General features: G+C 36.5%; 14 protein-coding genes and 1 pseudogene. 3 read left to right on the top strand and 12 right to left on the bottom strand.

The features are described from left to right. Positions 1-132: 132 nt before the first annotated feature. Positions 133-534 (top strand): hypothetical protein, encoded by a 402-nt coding sequence (locus BMY56_RS00365; RefSeq protein WP_091618632.1) that lies wholly within the window; start codon positions 133-135, stop codon positions 532-534. Between the two features lie 196 nt (positions 535-730). On the opposite strand, the gene bglX is transcribed toward BMY56_RS00365, so the two are convergent. The 10 genes and pseudogenes from bglX to BMY56_RS00310 form a co-directional block, all read right to left on the bottom strand. Beyond that, complete coding sequence (gene bglX / locus BMY56_RS00360) at positions 731-3004, bottom strand: beta-glucosidase BglX (RefSeq protein ID WP_091618630.1); 2274 nt, start codon at positions 3002-3004, stop codon at positions 731-733. A gap of 547 nt (positions 3005-3551) precedes the next feature. Further along, a pseudogene (locus BMY56_RS00355) lies at positions 3552-3794 on the bottom strand (3-oxoadipyl-CoA thiolase); the annotation flags it as partial. Between the two features lie 334 nt (positions 3795-4128). Further along, entirely contained in the window at positions 4129-6774 is a 2646-nt protein-coding gene (locus BMY56_RS00350; protein WP_091618626.1) for a TonB-dependent receptor, read from the bottom strand. A gap of 92 nt (positions 6775-6866) precedes the next feature. Beyond that, the gene (locus BMY56_RS00345) at positions 6867-8408 is read right to left on the bottom strand and encodes a vanadium-dependent haloperoxidase (protein ID WP_091618624.1); all 1542 of its coding nucleotides are present in this window, start codon (positions 8406-8408) and stop codon (positions 6867-6869) included. Further along, positions 8398-9390 carry a transporter gene (locus BMY56_RS00340; RefSeq protein WP_218144541.1) on the bottom strand — a complete coding sequence of 331 codons (993 nt, stop codon included), beginning with the start codon at positions 9388-9390 and terminating at the stop codon, positions 8398-8400. The genes BMY56_RS00345 and BMY56_RS00340 overlap by 11 nt, the downstream gene beginning before the upstream one ends. A gap of 1098 nt (positions 9391-10488) precedes the next feature. Further along, entirely contained in the window at positions 10489-10977 is a 489-nt protein-coding gene (locus tag BMY56_RS00330) for a P-loop nucleotide/nucleoside kinase family protein (protein WP_091618620.1), read from the bottom strand. Continuing rightward, positions 10978-11472, bottom strand: coding sequence for a hypothetical protein (locus BMY56_RS00325; protein ID WP_143057755.1), 495 nt, complete (start codon positions 11470-11472; stop codon positions 10978-10980). A 135-nt stretch (positions 11473-11607) separates the two neighbouring features. After that, the gene (locus BMY56_RS00320) at positions 11608-11982 is read right to left on the bottom strand and encodes a cupin domain-containing protein (RefSeq protein WP_091618616.1); all 375 of its coding nucleotides are present in this window, start codon (positions 11980-11982) and stop codon (positions 11608-11610) included. Between the two features lie 91 nt (positions 11983-12073). Beyond that, positions 12074-12886, bottom strand: coding sequence for a CPBP family intramembrane glutamic endopeptidase (locus BMY56_RS00315; RefSeq protein ID WP_091618614.1), 813 nt, complete (start codon positions 12884-12886; stop codon positions 12074-12076). A gap of 32 nt (positions 12887-12918) precedes the next feature. Then, entirely contained in the window at positions 12919-14721 is a 1803-nt protein-coding gene (locus tag BMY56_RS00310) for a serine hydrolase domain-containing protein (protein ID WP_091618612.1), read from the bottom strand. Positions 14722-14944: 223 nt separating this feature from the next. Between BMY56_RS00310 and BMY56_RS00305 the strand changes: the two genes are divergently transcribed. After that, the gene (locus BMY56_RS00305; protein ID WP_091618610.1) at positions 14945-15988 is read left to right on the top strand and encodes a sensor histidine kinase; all 1044 of its coding nucleotides are present in this window, start codon (positions 14945-14947) and stop codon (positions 15986-15988) included. After that, positions 15985-16731 carry a LytR/AlgR family response regulator transcription factor gene (locus BMY56_RS00300; protein WP_091618608.1) on the top strand — a complete coding sequence of 249 codons (747 nt, stop codon included), beginning with the start codon at positions 15985-15987 and terminating at the stop codon, positions 16729-16731. Before BMY56_RS00305 ends, BMY56_RS00300 begins: the two co-directional genes overlap by 4 nt. 237 nt (positions 16732-16968) lie before the next feature. Here BMY56_RS00300 and BMY56_RS00295 read toward each other — a convergent pair whose 3' ends face one another. Next, positions 16969-18018: a serine hydrolase domain-containing protein gene (locus tag BMY56_RS00295; protein ID WP_091618606.1), complete on the bottom strand. Its 1050-nt coding sequence runs from the start codon at positions 18016-18018 to the stop codon at positions 16969-16971. 9 nt (positions 18019-18027) lie between these two features. After that, on the bottom strand, positions 18028-19083 hold the full coding sequence (locus tag BMY56_RS00290; protein ID WP_091618604.1) for a serine hydrolase domain-containing protein: 1056 nt from the start codon (positions 19081-19083) through the stop codon (positions 18028-18030). Positions 19084-19160: the final 77 nt, after the last annotated feature.

Genomic DNA, 19160 nt, shown 5'->3' with positions numbered 1-19160 from the left:
AAAATAATGAATACCATTATTAGTGAAAAGAGCAAACCAAACAGTAGAGATGAATGACAATACTGATTAAAATCATTTGTAAGTCGCTCTCGCTAAACTAGCTTTCAGGTAGGATATTAAAATTTAGATAAAATGGCGAATTTAAAAAATAGTGATCAAGAGATTTTGACAGAACTCCATAATGATACACTACTTTGGATATCAATGCTTGGCTATATGGAAAATGATTTACAGTTCATAAATAGATTACTAAATTCCAAAGCTTTTAAGGATAAGGTACCCAATCTTTTTGAACGTTTACAAAACTATTTACACGAGATGAAAACAAAAACGAGGGAGTTAAAGAATTTCAAAAAAGAAATCAATGAATATGGGGTTGAGCTAAAGGGTATTTTGGAATGTCAGGATATTTCTTGTGATACATTCTATTTGGAGAACCATAGGACTTTGAAGAATCGTTTTGAGAAATTCTATACCGAATTTAACGATTATAAAACCAGAATTTTTAACTATACCGGTGGTATTTTGCGTTAATGTACTTCATCTTAAAATTAATAAATATCCATCTTAGACCTTTATGAATCTGTATCGTTATCTTAAATCCGTTATTTCAACATTTTACAATTCCGTAATATCGTTTTCAATCATAAGTACCAATAGTATTTGTTGAAATGATATATCGCAAAATTTAAATATCAATTATACATATTTAGAATTTGTCCTAATTTAATTAGTCTTTTAGTGTAAATTTTGATTCTAAAATGGTGTTAGAACTTCCGCCAATAAATACTTTAAAATCACCTATTTCAGATTCCCAGGTATTGTTTGCAGTATAAAACTCCAATGACTTACTATTAATAGTAAAACTTACTTCTTTGGTTTCCCCTGGTTTCAAAGTAATCATTTTAAAATTTTTCAACTCTTTTACTGGCCTAGCTCTGCTTGCAAACAGATCTTGAATGTATAATTGCACTACTTCTTTACCTTCATATTTGCCTGTATTCGTTAAATCTATACGTACACTTAACTCCCCTGTTTTGTTGAGTGAATTTGCACTCAACTTTAGATTATCGTACTTAAATTCAGTATAGCTCAAACCATAACCAAATTCATACAAAGGTGTATTGACCTCATCGGTATAATGTGTCCAAAATACAAGATCATCACCTGGATACTTAGGTCTTCCCGTACTTAAATAATTATAATATAATGGCACTTGACCAACATTTCTAGGGAATGTCATGGGTAATTTTCCACTTGGGTTGTAATCACCATATAGTACTTTAGCGATGGCATCTCCGCTCTTAGAACCTAACTGCCAAGCTTCTACGATAGTAGGTATATTCTCATCGGCCCAATTAATAGTTAAGGGTCTTCCGTTCATTAAAACTAAAACTATGTTTTTATTTACGGCATATACGGCTTCCAGTAATTCTTGTTGTAGCCCAGGCAAATCTAAACTCGCCCTACTTCTACCTTCCCCAGATTGAAAACCATGCTCGCCTAGAACCATGATTACCACATCCTTATTCTTAGCAACTTCTACAGCTTCAGAAATACCAGTTCTATCAGTGGTATTAATATCAAGTTCAAAGACAAAGGCTTCTGTTCCTTTTATTAACTCCACTCCTTTTTCGTGATAAACCTTATTTCCTTTGTATTTCTTTAAACCTTCAATTACCGACACTGCAGAATTATCTTCGGCTGCAAGTCTCCAACCTCCTAACGGACTGTTCTTATCATCTGCTAACGGACCAATTACCGCTATTTTCATTCCTTCTTTTTTTAAAGGCAATAATTGATTTTCGTTTTTCAAAAGCACTATAGATTTTTCGGCCATATCAAGAGCGATTTCCATATTTTTATCACTTCCTATCACAGATTTCTCTCGCTCTTCATTGCAATATTTATAAGGGTCATCAAAAAGCCCTAATTCATATTTCACCCTTAAAATTCTTCGAACCGCATCTTCAATCTTATCCAACGATACTTTTCCTTCATCCACTAAATTTTTCAAATGTTTTACATATAAATAGGATTCCATATCCATATCACTACCAGCATTTGCAGCGCTTTCAGCAGCTGCCTTTCCATCTTTAGAATAACCATGAGCTATCATTTCTGCCATCGATCCCCAATCTGAAACCACAAAACCTTGGTAGCCCCATTCCCCTTTTAAAATATCTCGTTGTAAATACGCATTTCCAGTAGCGGGTATTCCATTTAGTACGTTGAACGAATTCATAAAGGTCTTTACATCTGCTTCTATCGCAGCCATGAACGGCGGAAAAATAATATTATACAATGTTGAGGTACCAACATCTACTGTATTGTAATCTCTACCGGCTTCAGAAAAGCCATAACCTGCAAAATGTTTAGCTGTAGCTGCAATAGTATTTACTGCAGAAAGATCTTCACCTTGAAACCCCGTAATACGTGCCTTAGCTATTTGACTACCTAAATAAGGGTCTTCACCAGCTCCTTCCATTACCCTTCCCCAACGAGGGTCTCTTGAAATATCTACCATTGGAGCAAAGGTCCAGTTGATACCACTCGCAGCAGCTTCATCAGCTGCCATTGCGGCCGAAGCTTTTATGGCTTCCATATCCCAACTAGCAGATTCTGCCAAGGGTATAGGACTCTGAGTTTTATAACCATGAATGACATCAAAACCTATTATTAATGGAATACCTAAACGTGATTCTTCAACCACTATCTTTTGTACTTTACGAACTTCGTCTGCACCCGTAACATTTAACATTGATCCTACCCAACCATTTTTAAGATGCTCGTATTTATTTGAGGCATCACCATCTTCCGGTATTGGCCCAGTAACATTCCAAAAACCGTTATATTGATTCATTTGCCCAACTTTTTCTTCTAAGGTCATTTTGGCCATTAGGGAATCAATTTTCTCTTCAATACGATTATCAAGGTTTACCTGTGCATAATTACTTTGACAGAATGCCAATAAACCAAATCCAATTACTAAAAATTTTTTCATATCGTTCTATTCATTAAAAATCGCCAATGATGGAAAGAAATAATCACTGAAGTTCGTTTAAATTTACTGTAAATTATTGATAAACTACTATTTAACTATTTCGTAATGTCTACGTATAGAGGAGGATTAATTGTACTGTCACTCTCATTTTCAACCATAATTAATTCCGCTTTCATAAAGTCTAATCACTGTAAAACACTTTTTTATTTTTATAAACTGAAAATTTGAAGGTGTTCTCTAAATAACGCACCTTTTACATTATATAGGTAGTTCTGCTCAATAATACCAAAAAATAAAAAAACCAAATAAATCATAAGATTTACATGATTTTTGTCGGGGTGGCAGCGTTAGAAATCCCTGCACTATCCTATTAATAACCAATATATTACAATAAATTTTTCAAAATAGGTGACCGAAAAGGTCTATTAGCAAGGCGTTCTGACGCCTTCGTACCTTAAAGATAGAAAGGTTATACCAAAACAGGACAAATCGATTCAAATCGAATTAATCCTAACACCTAAAATTCCAATTAACTATTTTAAAACCACTAATAATAAACATTCTCAATAATTGTCGCATAACCCACACACATAGTAGCTAAGGCATATTTTCCACCAGAACGAATCAACTCATTGGTAGCCGATTGAAGGATTCTGGTGCCGGACATTCCCAACGGGTGCCCTATAGCAATAGCACCTCCATTTAGATTGATTCTAGGGTCGTCATCTGCCAAACCTAGTTCACGTATACAAGCCAAGGCCTGTGCTGAAAAGGCCTCATTAAATTCCATTTAGGTACGAAAACAATAGAAGCCTTAGATATGATTAAAAAATTACATTTTTTATTAGGTTTAGAACGTCCAATGTAGATCATTGTGTGATTTGGACGATATCTGCGGCAATGCTATTTATCAACTACCACTTACAACAAGAAGGGAGTACTGCCAGTGATTGATCAAAAGAATCAAATTTGAACTAAAGACGGCTAGATTTAGACAAAAGAAACAACAACTTAAACAAATGGTCAAATCCGCTAAGTCGGAAATTTCTAAATTGGAACCAACGCCCAAAATTTAATTTTTGGTTCAATAGGTTATAATATCTTCTCTAGACAAGGCTTTATGGCTATATTCTTATGTTAACCCCAAAAATAAGTTGACGAAAACCACCACCAAATATACCAGAGGTTGCACGGTTCAAACGGGATGCCCTGTAAATGTCATTGGTGATATTTTTACCGTTGATAAAAGCGTTCATGTGGACATTATCACCAACAATAAAGTCATAGTTTACAAAAGCATCAAAAGTTCGGTAGCCTGGCAATTTTCCGATTGCACCATCCGCAGATTCATTGCTGAAATTATGAAATTCAGTAAATTGACTACTTACAAAATTGCCGCTTACTCCTAGCGACAATTTTTTGTAATCGTAATTTATTCCAATATTTGTTGTTCTCCTAGGGGTATAGGGAGCCTCTGCATCAACTAGTCCCTGCTTCCCAAATTGGATGACACTTTTAGTGATATTTTGGAATGTGGATGATTCAATGGTTTGGTCCGTTAACAGGGTTTCACCACCTAAACCGTCCGAAACATATATTTCATAAGCGTTTCTATTGGCATTTACGGTATTGATATATTCATTTTGGGTGGCCGAACTGTGGATGACCTGCGAAAAGAGATCTTTATCCTCTAATTTACCGGCCGATACTTTGGAACGCATGAGATTAAGATTTCCTACAAGTCTGAGCTGATGTTGGTTTTTGTTCAATAATTCAACACCCAAAGCCACTTCCAGACCTTGAACATTTATTTTTCCCAATTCCTGAAAAACTTCATTTCGTCCGCCGGCATAGAAATTACGGCTGGTGTTGTTAAAGTAGGTGAATTGGCCATCGACGCGATTATCGAATACATCTCCGCGCCACCCAATTTCCCTGTTCCAACTTAATTCTGGGTCAATATTGATACTTTGCCCGGCAAGCGGATTGGTGACAATACCGTCTTGTTCCACCAAAAATCCAAAAACTTTGGAGGGTGCAATCATTCCTTCATAAATGCTACCGTAGAATTCACCATAGTTTGTTTGATAATCCAACGTAATTCCCGGCAGGAATTGGGTATACACGTTTGGTTCCCGACCTTCTTCGGTACTACTGATATTAGGATCTTGAGCTACGGCAATCAAATCTTGGCGATACATGTCTACATGCTCAAAGCGGAGAATTGGGGTAATACCCCATTTTCCAATATTGAATTCGTTCCGTATGAACCCATTGGCAGACCAAAGTCGATACCATAAATCAGTAGTGGCGCGACCACTTCTTGCCCAACGGCTACTGTCTGCAACCAGAAAACGGTCCTTAAAAGTTTCGCGGTGCAGATTAAAACTAGCTTCCAAATGCTGTCCTTTTTCAAAGGCTTTCCATTCGTAGTCCATGGTTTCTTTGACCCCGGATACGGTATAGGTCCAACGGCTGTCGGTAGTGCTCTCCCTTCCATTGTTAACTCTACCAACAATAACATAATCTTCCTCCCCAAAAGTCCGTCCGTTCAAATAGCCGTATCGGTCGTTAAAAATGGCATCGCCAACATAATCTTGCACTTCGGAGGCTTTGATTTTGGCCGTGGTCTGTCGCCACCAATCGCGTTCAAAGTCACTTGCATATACTTTTGAAGTAAAGCTCAATCTTTTTGAGGGCAACCATTTGTGGATTATATCCAACCCATACCTTCTCATGGTAAACTGGTCTGCATCTAAAGGGTTTTGGGTAGGATCAGTATCAAATGTAAAAGGAGTTTGCGAACTTAAAGAGGCTTGATTGTCTTCCGATTGAGCGCTAACTTTAAAATAAAGCGATTGGTTATCTGAGAGTTTGGCAAATATTTTAGCGTTCAAGTTCAATACTTCAACCGATGAGTTATCCGTAAACCCATCAAATTTCTTATATACTCCTTCTACCAATGCCCCAAGATTGTTCCAGGTGCCGCCATATGAAATCAAACCTGTTCTATAATTTCGTTGTCCTCCGATCAACTTCACTCTCAACTCCGGCTTCTGAGGAGGCAAAGCGGTAATATAGTTGATGGCGCCATACATGTTGTTCGGGCCATAACGGAGCATATCCGCTCCTTTATATACTTCTATGGCTGTAATACGGTCGCTTACTGGATTGTAGTAGGCCCCTGGGGCAATATACGGCGCCGGTGCGGACGGAGTGCCATCTTCCATAAGCAAAACTTTTTTGGAACGCCTGCCCCATGAACCCCGGATACTAATGTTGGGACGGTTGGACAGCCCCATATCTCCGACTATATTTAGCCCTGGAACGGTTCTGAGCATTTCTTCCGTACTCAGAGGGTTACTATTTTTAAGTGTGATTGGAGTAATGAGGAAGTTACTTCCCTTGAATTCATCCTTAAAACTTTTTGGAGAGGCACTTACAATGACCTCATCTAAAGTCGTATTGCTCAATTGGAGCGGGATAGCGCCTAGTTCAGGATTTTGGGTATTAATGGTAATCGTTTTTTTTTCATAGCCCAAATAATTAACTGTACCAGCATAGTTGCCGGCCTTTAAATTAAATAAAAAGTTGCCATTCCTGTCGGTTATAGCCCCACTTCCATTATCCAGTACGATTTGTGCCCCCATCAGTGGCTCGTTATTCCCTTCTTCAATAACTTTCCCAGTAACCGTAATCTGGGCAACTACTTGTAGTTGGATAAAAAGTAAAACAAAAAATAAAAATGGTATCCTTCTTCTTAATTTCATAAAATGTAATGTTGATTTAAAAAATACTGAATACAGTTTCCAATATCAATTATATCCTTCTCAAAATAATTTTCTAATAATTCAAATGATATCTAATTGGCTCCGTCCAATTTAGCGATATCAACGGTAAATTTGGCGACTTCCCTGCCTTGGTCCGTTCCCACGGTTGCGTCAAATGTCCAGTGGATTCCACCGTATACCCTTGAAATGGCTGCTTCCTCTGCCCAACCACGCACTAACGTTGCCTTTTCAGGAAAGATATAGGCTAGAACTTCTGATGCAGCTGCGGAGAATACGCTATGGCCCGAAGTATAACTTGGGAAATTGGGCGTACCCGCAATGGTCTTAAATCCTTCTATGGTTTGTATAGGCCTGGGATAGTGGTAGTAATATTTGGCGTCCCAGCAGCTGATGCCCGAGTCCATAATGGCCATGTTCATATAGGCCAAGGTCCTGGCTGATCGTAATGGGTTCATTTTATCTTCTACCATAAATTCATTTGCAAAACGATTCCAGTGCCCCGGAGGAGTATACGTGCCCAACCCATCTTGCCAGAAATTGGCAATGCTCCTTTTTTCTTCGGTCATATTATCGGCATAGTCCTTTAAAATTGATACATCAGCCAAATAAGCATCAGAATCAATTGCAGGAGGCGGAACGGGGCGCACATTTTCTACATTGGCAACATTCCACATCTTAACTTTTCCGAACAGCGGGGTAAGTCCCACAGGTCGCACAGGTATCTCAAGATTTTCCCACTGCCAACCAAAACGTTCGAAGGCTGCAGCTTTTATAGAATCGGAAACGACTTTAGGTGCCTGTGCATTTTTCATACCATCATTGGCCGCCCTGGCCAATGCTATCTCAGAAATTTCATCGCCTATTGTAATACCAGCAGAAATATCACTGGGTACATTTCCTCCGGAAAGTAAAAGGCTTTCCAGATGTTCATCCTCCAGTTTTTGCAAATATTCCTTTTCCAAGGGAAACATTGCTGAAAGCACTTTTTTGGACACTCTAGCCAAAACCGCACCGTCCGATGGGTATGAAGGTATATCGTTCGGTTCATAGGCATAGGTGATGGAGCCGTCTATTTGATAAGGGGCGGCCCTATTATACAAATACTTATAATGCCATGCGGAAATCAATCCATCAAACTGCGCAACTGAAAGATAGGCCAATGCCCTACAAGCATAGGGTGGATGTGCAAATGGAAAAGCAGGTGGACCATTTGGGTCACTTGGGTTGGGCAAGGTATAGGACCCATCATCATTGGGCCCTGGAATCAGGTTATATTTAGCTATCAGCTCTAAAGCAATTTCGTTCCATCGAACAACGGCATTATTGCCCCAGTAGGTCAATGCCTTTCTTTGTGGGGCATTTATTTCATCTGTAGATGCTTTTATTGCTGAAATTTCTGCCTGATAGCTTTGCGACGAGATGTCTTCCGGTACTCCAATGTTTATAGCAGCACCTTCATCGATTAAAATGGGTTGCCAAGTACCTCCATTTTCATCAGTACTTGAATAAGAGTAGTCCTTATATTCCAGATAGGTGGGCAGATCTTTTTCACATGAAATGAACCATAGTAGACTACAAATGAAAAGGATTGATTTGTATATTTTATTGCGCATCTTGATCTTTGTTTGTGTTTTTGATAAAATTGAATTGATAGGTCAAACCTAAACCTACATTACTCATCTTTGCTGTATTTAAACCGTTTACCACATTATTATAATATCCTACTACTCCAAGACCTTTAAGTGAAGGGGAATAATATTGGATAGAAACCCCAAGCCTATCATATTTCACCTTATTGGTAGGTTGTGCCGCATTGTAAGCCCTAATATTGTCCCCGCTTGTAGATTTTAGGCCGGTATAATTCAGTTCTAACTTTAATGTATTGCTCATGAACCATTTACCGATAACTGTCTCAAAGGTCCAAGCATTTGGAACGTCCATCAAAGCGGTATAAAAACTACCGCTGTTATAGTAATAGTCACGCTCTGCCTCAGTATAACCACGCCATAAATGAGCTACTGTTCCACGCACATAAAAACCATTATTAAGCTGGTATTGGGTAATGCCACGTAGGGAAAACTCGGGCGCTCCAAAACCCAAACTATAGGGCATATAATCGGATAAATAATTGGTGGCTGGTGTTGAATACCCAACTGTTGTAAACAAGGATAACCGACCGGAGCCAAGTGATCTTTCCAGGGCTTTATATTTTAGGGCGACCATAAAATCTTGAAAACCTTTTGCTCCTTCAAATCTACCCCCATTCGTTTCGGATGATTTTGTTTTAACGTAGGGCAGCCCAATATAAAAATTGAGCTCATCAAAAATGCCAACAGCGGCCATAGGCAAAATTGTCGTGCGATTTACCGTGGCTATGGTCTCATTTCTTCGTAAATCATCTCCCTCCCAATAACGATCAAAATGACCGGCTTCATAATTTAAAAGAATACATATATTTTTGGATGGCATCATTAAGCCATCGGTAGGAGTCTGTCCATGGGCAAAAGCCACCATAAACAATAATAAAATTAAGATGTTCAAATCCTTCTGTGTCTTTCGTTTATAACGTAAGAGTAAAAGTAGTTTTCCGGTCATTTTAGGAATTGGTTTTTAGATTGATTGTTTATTATAAATGACCGACCAAAGTTGGCCGGTCATTTTACTAGTATTATCGATGCCACTTAAACAACATCTTAACAAACTCAACTTGAAAGCAAATGTAACGGCATTAATCTTACCTAGGGATTAAGGAAAAATCAAAAAGATTAATGAAAGGTTAAAGACCTTAATCAAATATTAAGATTTAAATAATAACCTTAATATCGATTAGGTAGCTTTAGTGTGTAGTTCAATTTAATTTTAGCCACCCTTAATCTATATTTGAATTTAAAAGATATTTCTATTGATTTCCCTAATGGCGATGAAAGAATAGTTAGTCCCTAAAAACGGTCCATTTATGAAACCCTTTTTAGGAATAGAAAACTTAAGATAAAATCTTTTTACTTCAAATGCTAGGATTTGTGTTTCGCATAGTTCATAAAACCATTCGTACAATCGAATTAACTAACTCACGATTTTTACTAAATTCAGTATTTTTCAGTATCAATGAAGTCAATTGTATGTTGCCTTAACTTTTCCGTTACTTTTAAAGTTGACTAGCTTAAGAAGCTTTAATAATATAACGGAAGGAACAGCCTATGAAAGAACTAGAATTTATATTTTGCTTTTTAATAACCATGATAAAATTTATTTGACCTTTTGTGTTCGAATATCCTTGTTCCCCGATGATCCTATTTACGAAGACCGCTGTTTATCAAAGGTTAATAAAATTGAAAGTATTATGTTGACCGATTTTTTGACTTTTTAAGGCGATTTTAGAGAAAAAATGTGCTTTTTAAAAAAAGCCCTTAAAAATAAAACCTAGCTAATCAATTGATTAGCTAGGTTTAAATATTAATAAAATGTGTTAGTCGGGGTGGCAGAGTTAGAACCCTATCCACATTCGTTTGAAAATCAGTTTATTACAATATTTTTCTAAAACAGGACACGTGTAAGGACATGTCTATCAGCGTTTTGACGCTTTCGCACCTTAAAAATACTAAATGAATTCCAAAACGATTCAGAACGATTCGTATTTAATTCAATCGTTATTTGAGCTTTGGCTGTCACAGTTCTTTATTGTGCTTTCGTTATTTATTCTTTAACGATTATTCCTCCAATCATTTCTTCCTCACTTGGTTTTTCGAACCAGTTTTCCATAAAATCAAAGTTTTCTTTACTTACTTCAAACTCAAAAGTTTCTCCTTTTTCTCCATTTCTTTTCATCACTCTATTCCATCGAATATCTTTTGATACATCTAAATAATGTATTGTTAATTGGTAGTTATTCAAATTGCCAAATTTTCTGAATTTTTCACGATGTTCAAATTTTGAAAGGCCCAAATCAAGAATGGAATCAGTTTTCGAGTTTTCCAACTGTCTAACTAAATCCATAATCAATTTTTCGGCTCGTTCAATTCTTTCGAGAAACCATTCCAGTCCATCAGTCGGTTTTTTATCAGCAAGAAATAATGTATTATTCCATTTATCTATTGAAAAAATAATTCCGTTGGTCATTCTTTTCAATTCATTTGAATATGTGGTTTTTCCTGAGCCTGTATTTCCAACTATTAAGTGAATCATTTATTTATTTTTTAAAAATGTGATAAGGTTATGTAGCCTTAACCGTTTTGTTGCCATTGCCCGAATAACACCAACAATACCTAACAAGATAACTGCCACGATTACTGAAAATGTTGGACTGAATGTCCCAATTCCAACTAAACCAAGCTCTTCGGCCCAATCTAAAATCATTTGCCCATTTGGTAATCCTCCAAAACTAAAAGACCAGATGAATAAATACGTAATCAAGACATCCAAGGCGGGAACGAAATACGATAGGCGAATATATTTCCAATTTCCCCAATTCCATTTCAAAGAAGAAACAGATCGTCTTTTCAATTTTAAGGTAACGATCGCTGCTAATGCCGGACACCACATAAGTCCCCCGATGTAGATACTAGAGGGGTAAAAATTGACTATTGCATAATGAAAGAGAGCACTGGTGATTGTAACAATACTTAAGAAAATAAAGATTGTTCTCCACACGTCTTTAGGTTCCGATACTTTTTGAAGCATTTTAGGTTGCTTTTATAAATGACGAAACAGTAGCATAATAGTTACAATACGCCTATTGGTTGGTGGTTGATATGAGAATTGCGTTGGTTTTAAAACCGATTTTTTTGATTTTTTAAATTGTCCTTAGCATTAAGGTCAGCTTTGCAGTTGATCGTTTATACTTTTAGTTATTTTAGATTTTACATCTCCTGTGTGTGCAGTAGTTTTATTTTCTATTAATAGAATTTTGCACTCTTCAATAGATGAAACTCGGTGATTGATCCCTTTTTTTACAATAAAAATATCCCCTGCCTCCATTGTAAAACTATCTTTCCCTTGAATCTCAAAAAGAAGGGCACCCTCAACAACATAAAAAAGTTCATCTTCATTTTCATGATGGTGCCATGGAACTTTTTCACCTAAGATCTTTACAATCTTGACATAAACATCATTCACCTCACCAATGATTCGTGGATAAAAATGATTCTGAATATCATTTAGAGCAATCGGTATGTTTATTTTTGAATTCATTTTTTTGTTAATGGAATGAAACATTCTAAGTATTCAACTAATAACTTTTTTATAGAGGTATAGGCCTTAATAGCTCATATTTTATTGTTCCTTAATTTTCAATCTTTAATTTTTCAATAATCTCTATTTTATTTAATTTTTTGTAGATCAACAGACCAATAATGAAAAGTGGTAATGTTACGATTACTGGTGCTATAGATAAGGTGTCTACAACATCATCTTGCATGGGTTTCAGGCTTGGTAAAAAAGCCAGTGAAAAGGAAAAGTTGATGAGCGCGTGCGTAATCGCAACTGGAACAAGTTTATTCGTTTTAAGCACCAATACCCCAAAAAAGAATCCAATAAATATCGCAAAGACCACCTGAACCAGTACTTGACCGGTATTATCATTCTTGGTCAGATTTAGTAGATGAAAAGTACCAAAAAACACGGATGTTAAAAGGATACTCATAAAGATACCGTTTTTACGTGAACCATATCTTTTTAAGAAGAGGGGTTGTAATAGACCTCTAAAGAGATATTCTTCAGCAAAGCCAACCATTAGGCATCCCAAAAACAATAGGGTCAAGTTGGCGGCCGCTATTTTTGATAAGTCTAGATTTGAAAGTCCAACCATTGCAATTATGATTAAATATGCTGGCAGTAAATTCAAATATTTAAATCTCCAGGGGAATTGAACTGTTAAACCTGCAAGTGTTCTAATCTTCAGCATTCTTATGAAGCTATAGCCTATGAGAAAAAGCAAGCCCATTTTAAAGATGCGATCTACGTACTCCAACTTAAAATCATCAGTAATGACTTTGCTGAATATTGCTTGTGAGGGCATAAGCATTATAAAAGCTATAACCGCAAGCATGGCGATCGCTATGACGAAGGGTGATTGATTTTTGATTGTAGTTAACATATTTAAGATCTAAAATTAATTCCCTAGATACTTTATTGACGACCGGATACTAATTTTCCCTTAAATTCTTGGGATCCATCTATAAGCGTTAGATGGGCATCGGTAACAATGACTTTTAAATCTTGCATACCTGCATTTTGATGGCCATTGATAAAATATTCATTGTCACCTATTGGAATTAATTTTACGGTACTTAAGTGACTTGTTTTAACGGAATCGTCCATGAACATTCCTTGTATTTTATGATTGGAGTTAATACTTAATACCATTCCAACATCAATTGTTTCAAAGTGAAATCTGACATGGACATTTTTGACTTCATCACCTTCAATTTTATAAATGTTGTACGAAATAAATTTACCCGCATGTTGTAAAAAGTTCCCCCACATTCCTCTTAATTGACCTAAGCCTTCCTCTGTGCCTATAAAACCCTTCATTTGTTCATTAGCATAGTCTACAAGGCCTTCAAAATTTTGTGTGCTCATGGCATTCGCAAAAAACAAAGCTGTTTTACTGCTGGCATTATTTTCTTCTGAATTTCTTGAAAAGGTATAGGTAAAAACCGACCAAGGCTCTTTGCCGGCCGTTTCTAATGAATAGATGCCTTCTTCCTTTTTTAAGACAAGCGCGTGTTCATCATCAAATTGATAGGTATTGGTAAAATCAACAATGCTATTATTTTTAATTGGTAACGCTAGGTTTTCTACACGTTTACCTTGAAACAGTGAAATAATTTTATCAGTAATTTCAGGAACAAAGGTAACTTCACCTTGAAACTCTTCTAATACAGGGTTTACAGAAGTGGCATTGGATAGAATGATTATTTTAATGTTTTTTGCTGGCATTGAACCCATTACTGAAGCATAGCCAGGAAGTAATCCGGTATTATAAATCCATTTCTCTCCTTCTTTTTGATCAATTACCCAACCCAGACCAGATACCATATCATTTACACCCATTGCTTGTGTAGCTGTGTATAGTTTATTTTTGGATGCTACTTTCAACAATGTACCATTCTCCAAAGCTTGCATAAATTTGAATAAATCAACTGTGGTCGAATTTACATCGGCCGCTCCTTGAAGCCAAGAAGGATGGAAAGACGAATTGAAGTTTTGAAATTCATTCATTCCCAAACCTAAATACGGGTGGGCTTTTTGATGGTTTGGTTTAAATGCTGCGACTGCTGAATTTTTCATATTTGCAGGTTTAAAAACAGCTTGTTCCATAAAGTCTGCATAACGTTGACCGCTCACTTTTTCGATAATCTGTGCTAAGAGCAAGTATCCAAAATTATTGTATTCATACCCCGTTCCTGGTTCAAATTTTAATTTTGAAGCCTTAAATTTTTCCAAAAGTTCATCCAAAGTAATTGGCGTTACTTCGGGCATAAGTCCGTTTCCACTTTCATCAGTCCGTCCAATATTGGCCTCCATACCAGAACTGTTATTGAGTAAATGTTGAATTGTAATATCTTTTGAATTGTTAGGCATAAAATCTGGGAAGTAGATCGAAATAGGGGTTTCCAATGTCAATTTACCATCTTCCACCAATTTCATAATACCAACGGCCGTCAATGATTTGGTAAGCGAGGCAATACTAAATATCGAGTTTTTGGTATTCTTTTTTTTACTTTCTATATCGGCATAACCAAAACTTTTTTGATAGATGATGGTGTTGTTGTCACTAATTAAAACGCTTCCCACAAAGCGATTGTAATGTGCATAACTTTCAAATAGTACATCGATATCCTTTTTTAATTCTTTATTGGAACTTGATTGTCCAAAAGAATTAATCCCGAAGACCAAGGCGATTAAAATTGCTGTAACCTGTTTCATTTCCTTTTGATTTTTAATTATTGTTATCCAATATTAGAATGCTTGAACGACACCATAAAAAGAATGTGATTGCTACCTATTTTCCTGTGATGGAAACTCATAAATATGTGAAAAAGGATAAATTTCACAGCAAAGGGCAATTTCGTCCCTACAATACTACCTTCTGCCCTTTTTATGAATCTGATTTACTTTAAACGCTACTTTTGATACGAAGCTGTTCATAATGAAAAAATATATAGAACCGATAATTCACGTTTTGGTTTGGGGAATAGGGTACTTTCTAATTCTAAACTATACATCGACTATAGGTGACTTCAGAAAAGACAAGGGCCCATATTGGGTTGCCCTCCTTTTCGGGATGCTTATGAACAATGCTGTTTTTTACACTACTGCATTTTTCTTGGTCCCAAAATTTTTGCGTCTTAAAAAAATAAGGGCTTTGATTATTTCTTTGCTAAGTGGTTTTGTAGTCATCAACGTGTTTGAGAGTATCGTTGATTATAGGTATTTAGCTGTCTTCTTTTCCTCCGCAAATGAGTCTTTTCTAGTGTATCTACTTTATAATTCAGTGGTCAGTTTTTTTATCTTACTAGTCGCCTTGTCTTATGCCCTGATTAAATATTGGATACAAAATGAAAAACTTAAACGCGTATTACTGGAAGAAAAGCTTTCCACAGAAATGGCTTTTTTAAAATCTAAGATCAACCCTCATTTTTTGTTCAATGTTTTAAATAGTTTTTATGCCAAATCACTAAAACATAATGTGCCGGAATTAGCTGATGGAATTGCCAAACTCGCAGAATTGATGCGATATATGGTTTATGAAACGAATGAAGATAAAGTGCCGCTGGAAAAGGAAATTCATCACCTTAAAAATTTTATTCAGGTGTATCAATTACGCATCGCTGACGAAGACGAGGTCTACATTAATTTTAAGATCAAAGGGAATGTCAAAGGCGTAAACATAAGTCCCATGTTGCTTATCCCTTTTGTTGAAAACGCAATCAAACATGGTATTGATCCCAAAACAAAATCCCTTATCGATATATCGTTAGAGGTAGAACAAAATAAACTATCTTTTAAAGTAACCAATACAATACATCGAGGAATCACTGGCTTAACGAATGAGCCATCCGGCTTCGGACTTGATAATTTAAAAAAGAGACTCTCCATTCTGTATCAAAATGCCCATACGTTGGAAGCAAAAGAGGAAATGGGGTATTTTATATCTTTACTTACGCTGCAACTCGATGAACGACCCATATGAACTGTATACTAATTGATGACGAACCAGCTGCTATAGATGTTCTTAAATTCCATTTAAGCAGTATTCCTTTTGTCGATTTGGAGAAAACGTTCAGAGATCCCCTAGATGCGCTTGAATACCTTCAAAAGCATACCGTAGATGTTATTTTTTTGGATATCAACATGCCAAAATTATCAGGGATCAGCTTCCCTAAGTTTTTGCAAAATCCACCCCTTATTATATTTACTACCGCCTATTCCGAATATGCCTTGGAAAGTTATGAATTGAAAGCGGTGGACTATCTTTTAAAACCCATTGAATTTAATAGACTGCTGCAAGCGGTTATGAAGGCACAACAGCTTTTAGAAAAAAATAGTAGTATAAAAACTTCAAGTGCTGAAGTTTCAAATGATGGTGGGGAACAAACAATTTTCATAAAAAGCGGATCTGAATTTCATCAATTATATATTCAAGATATAAACTACGTAGAAAGCGATGGCAATTATGTCACTTTCCACACCGGTAAAGGACCTGTATTGGCGCGTTATAAATTATCTGAAGTTTTAGAAATACTTCCGAAAGAACTTTTCATTAGAATACATAGGTCCTATGTGGTAGCCTTAAAACATATAGAAACGGTCAAAAAATACTGTGTGGTCATTGATGCTAAAGAAATACCTATTAGCAGTAATTACAGAGAGGAATTTCTTGCCATGATTAATGAGATAAGTAAGAAAGGGGCCGCAAAATCCAAAGATGACTAATTGTCTTGTAATGAACCATAGCTACAGGTTAAAAATTGATGATATACCCATTATACGATAAAATTAATAGTAAGTGGAAAAAGAATGAATTTACGGACTTTAAATAATCCTTTGTTTGAACTTTCAACGGTCTTGGGTATGAAACGTAGCGTGTAAAAAGACTCTTAATTTTTGAATCACAACAGAGCCGGATTTTTATGTCTTATTTTTAGATTTTGCCAAAGGGTTATACATCCTTTATTGATTTTTTTTCTTTTTCCTTCTCACTATTTTCACAATTCTATTATAAAAGATTTCTGCTAAATTCCAATTATAGCCATCGAAGTTGGTGGTATTGTTAAATTGAATGACGACTGTGTCTATGTCTTTGTCATATTTGGCAATACTCTGGTAGCCAACCAGCAGACCCGCATGCTCGTACCCGTAAATGGAAGAATAGATTTCCTGTTCCCCTTCATTAAAAACAGAACCATCGTTCAATGCCCTTAAGAATATGCCTACATCTTCTGCCGTAGCAAGCATTAAACCTGTATCTTCTGTCTTAAAATCTTCTTCAACACCAACATAATAACCACTCATAACACTGTCGATATTCACCTCACTAAGCGACCCGAAGGTATGGTCGAGTTCTAAGGGTGTTAAAATTTCCTTTTTAATATATTCTTGATGGGGATACCCTTGTGTTTTATCAATTAGGTCGGAAATCAACATATAATTCGTGTTCGAATAACCGGAATCTTCGCCGGGTTCAAAGTCCGCCGGTAGATCTAACGCATATTCAAGTGTTTCTTGTTTATTTTTTGGTGGGTTTGTCCAATAATCAGGGTGGGCTACAAAATTAGGAATCCCACTTCGGTGTGGTACCATCATTCTTAAGGTAATCCTATCTGCATTTTCAATTCGGTCTGCAAGTTCTGGAAAGTATTCAGCAAGTGTTGTATCCAGCGACAAACGCTGGTCTTTGACTAATTTGGCGACAGCGACCGCAACATATAATTTGGTAATGCTCGCAATCTTGAATAAGGCTTGTGGGTAGGCAGGTATTTTATTTTCTCGATCATGCCAACCAGCGGCATACAGCTCTGGTGGCTTCCCAGCTTGGTCGACGTAAACGATTATGCCATCAAATCCGTGATCAATAGCTTCATTTAGTTGTTCTTGAACCGTACCCGGTAGTGGTACTATCCAAGCCTTAACCAAAACCCATGGTACAAAGTACAATGAGCCTATGCTTACCATAATAAATGATATTATAAATATCCGTTTTATTTGTTTCTTTTTCGGCATGTCTTAATTTTAAGTACGGTCTTCTTTAGTATTTCTCAGTACTTTCACAATACGTTTATATACTTTTTCCGATACATTCCATGAATATCCACCACTGGTATTTACAAATTGAATAACGACGGCATCAATATCTTTGTGATACTTGGCAATACTAGAATATCCAGGCAATAATCCTGTATGTTCATATACATAAATTGATGAATAAATAGCTTGTTCATTATCATTTAGCAAAGAGCCATCGTTCAAGGCCCTCAGAAATATGCCCACGTCTTGTGCTGTAGCCACCATTGAACCGGCAGGGCTTATAAAATCATTGGGCTTTAAATCGGGATCATAATTTACGGCATATCCGCTCATAACATCGTCTAAATTTACTTCACTTAGCAAACTGTAGGTATGGTTCAGTCCAAGGGGCATTAAAATTTCCTTTTTGATAAATTGGTGATGACTATATCCCAGTGTATTATCCAAAATTTCGCCGATCAACAGATAATTGGTATTAGAGTACCTATATTTTTTATCCGGTGTAAAATCGGCAGGGGTATCCAGTACCAAATCGAGCGATTCGTTGGTGTTTTTCGAATAATCGTTTTCCCAAAAACCCGGTGAGTCGGTGTAGTTGGGAATGCCACTTCTATGTTGAACCATCATTCTCAAGGTAATTTTATCGGCATTTTCAATTCGTCCCACGAGTTCCGGCAAGTAATCAGCGAGCGTTTTATTTAAAGACAATTGTTTGTCATTGACTAATTTAGCGACCGAAACCGCAATATATAACTTGCTAATACTGGCAATCCTGAACAAAGCTTTTGGGTTGGCAGGAATTTTATTTTTTCTATCCTTCCAACCAGCGGCATAAAATTGAGGTGGCTTCTCAGCTTGGTCTACATACACAATGATACCGTCCAATCCGTATCCAATGGCATCATTGAGCTGTTCCTGAACCGTATTAGGTAATGGTGTTAACAGTATTCTTAACAAAATCCATGGTACAAAGATTAGGGAGCTGATGCTTGCCATAATAAATATGATTTTGAGTATTCGTTTTGTTTGTTTCTTTTTCATGATATTTAAAGGACGTTGCGCTTTTATTAACTTGCTTATAGTGATAAGGCCATGATTTCAAGATAGCCTTCGACGAA

This window comes from Maribacter orientalis (assembly GCF_900109345.1).
GTDB lineage: Bacteria > Bacteroidota > Bacteroidia > Flavobacteriales > Flavobacteriaceae > Maribacter > Maribacter orientalis.
The sequence above is the reverse complement of the archived record's forward strand: the minus strand, read 5'-3'. Positions and strand labels throughout refer to the sequence as shown.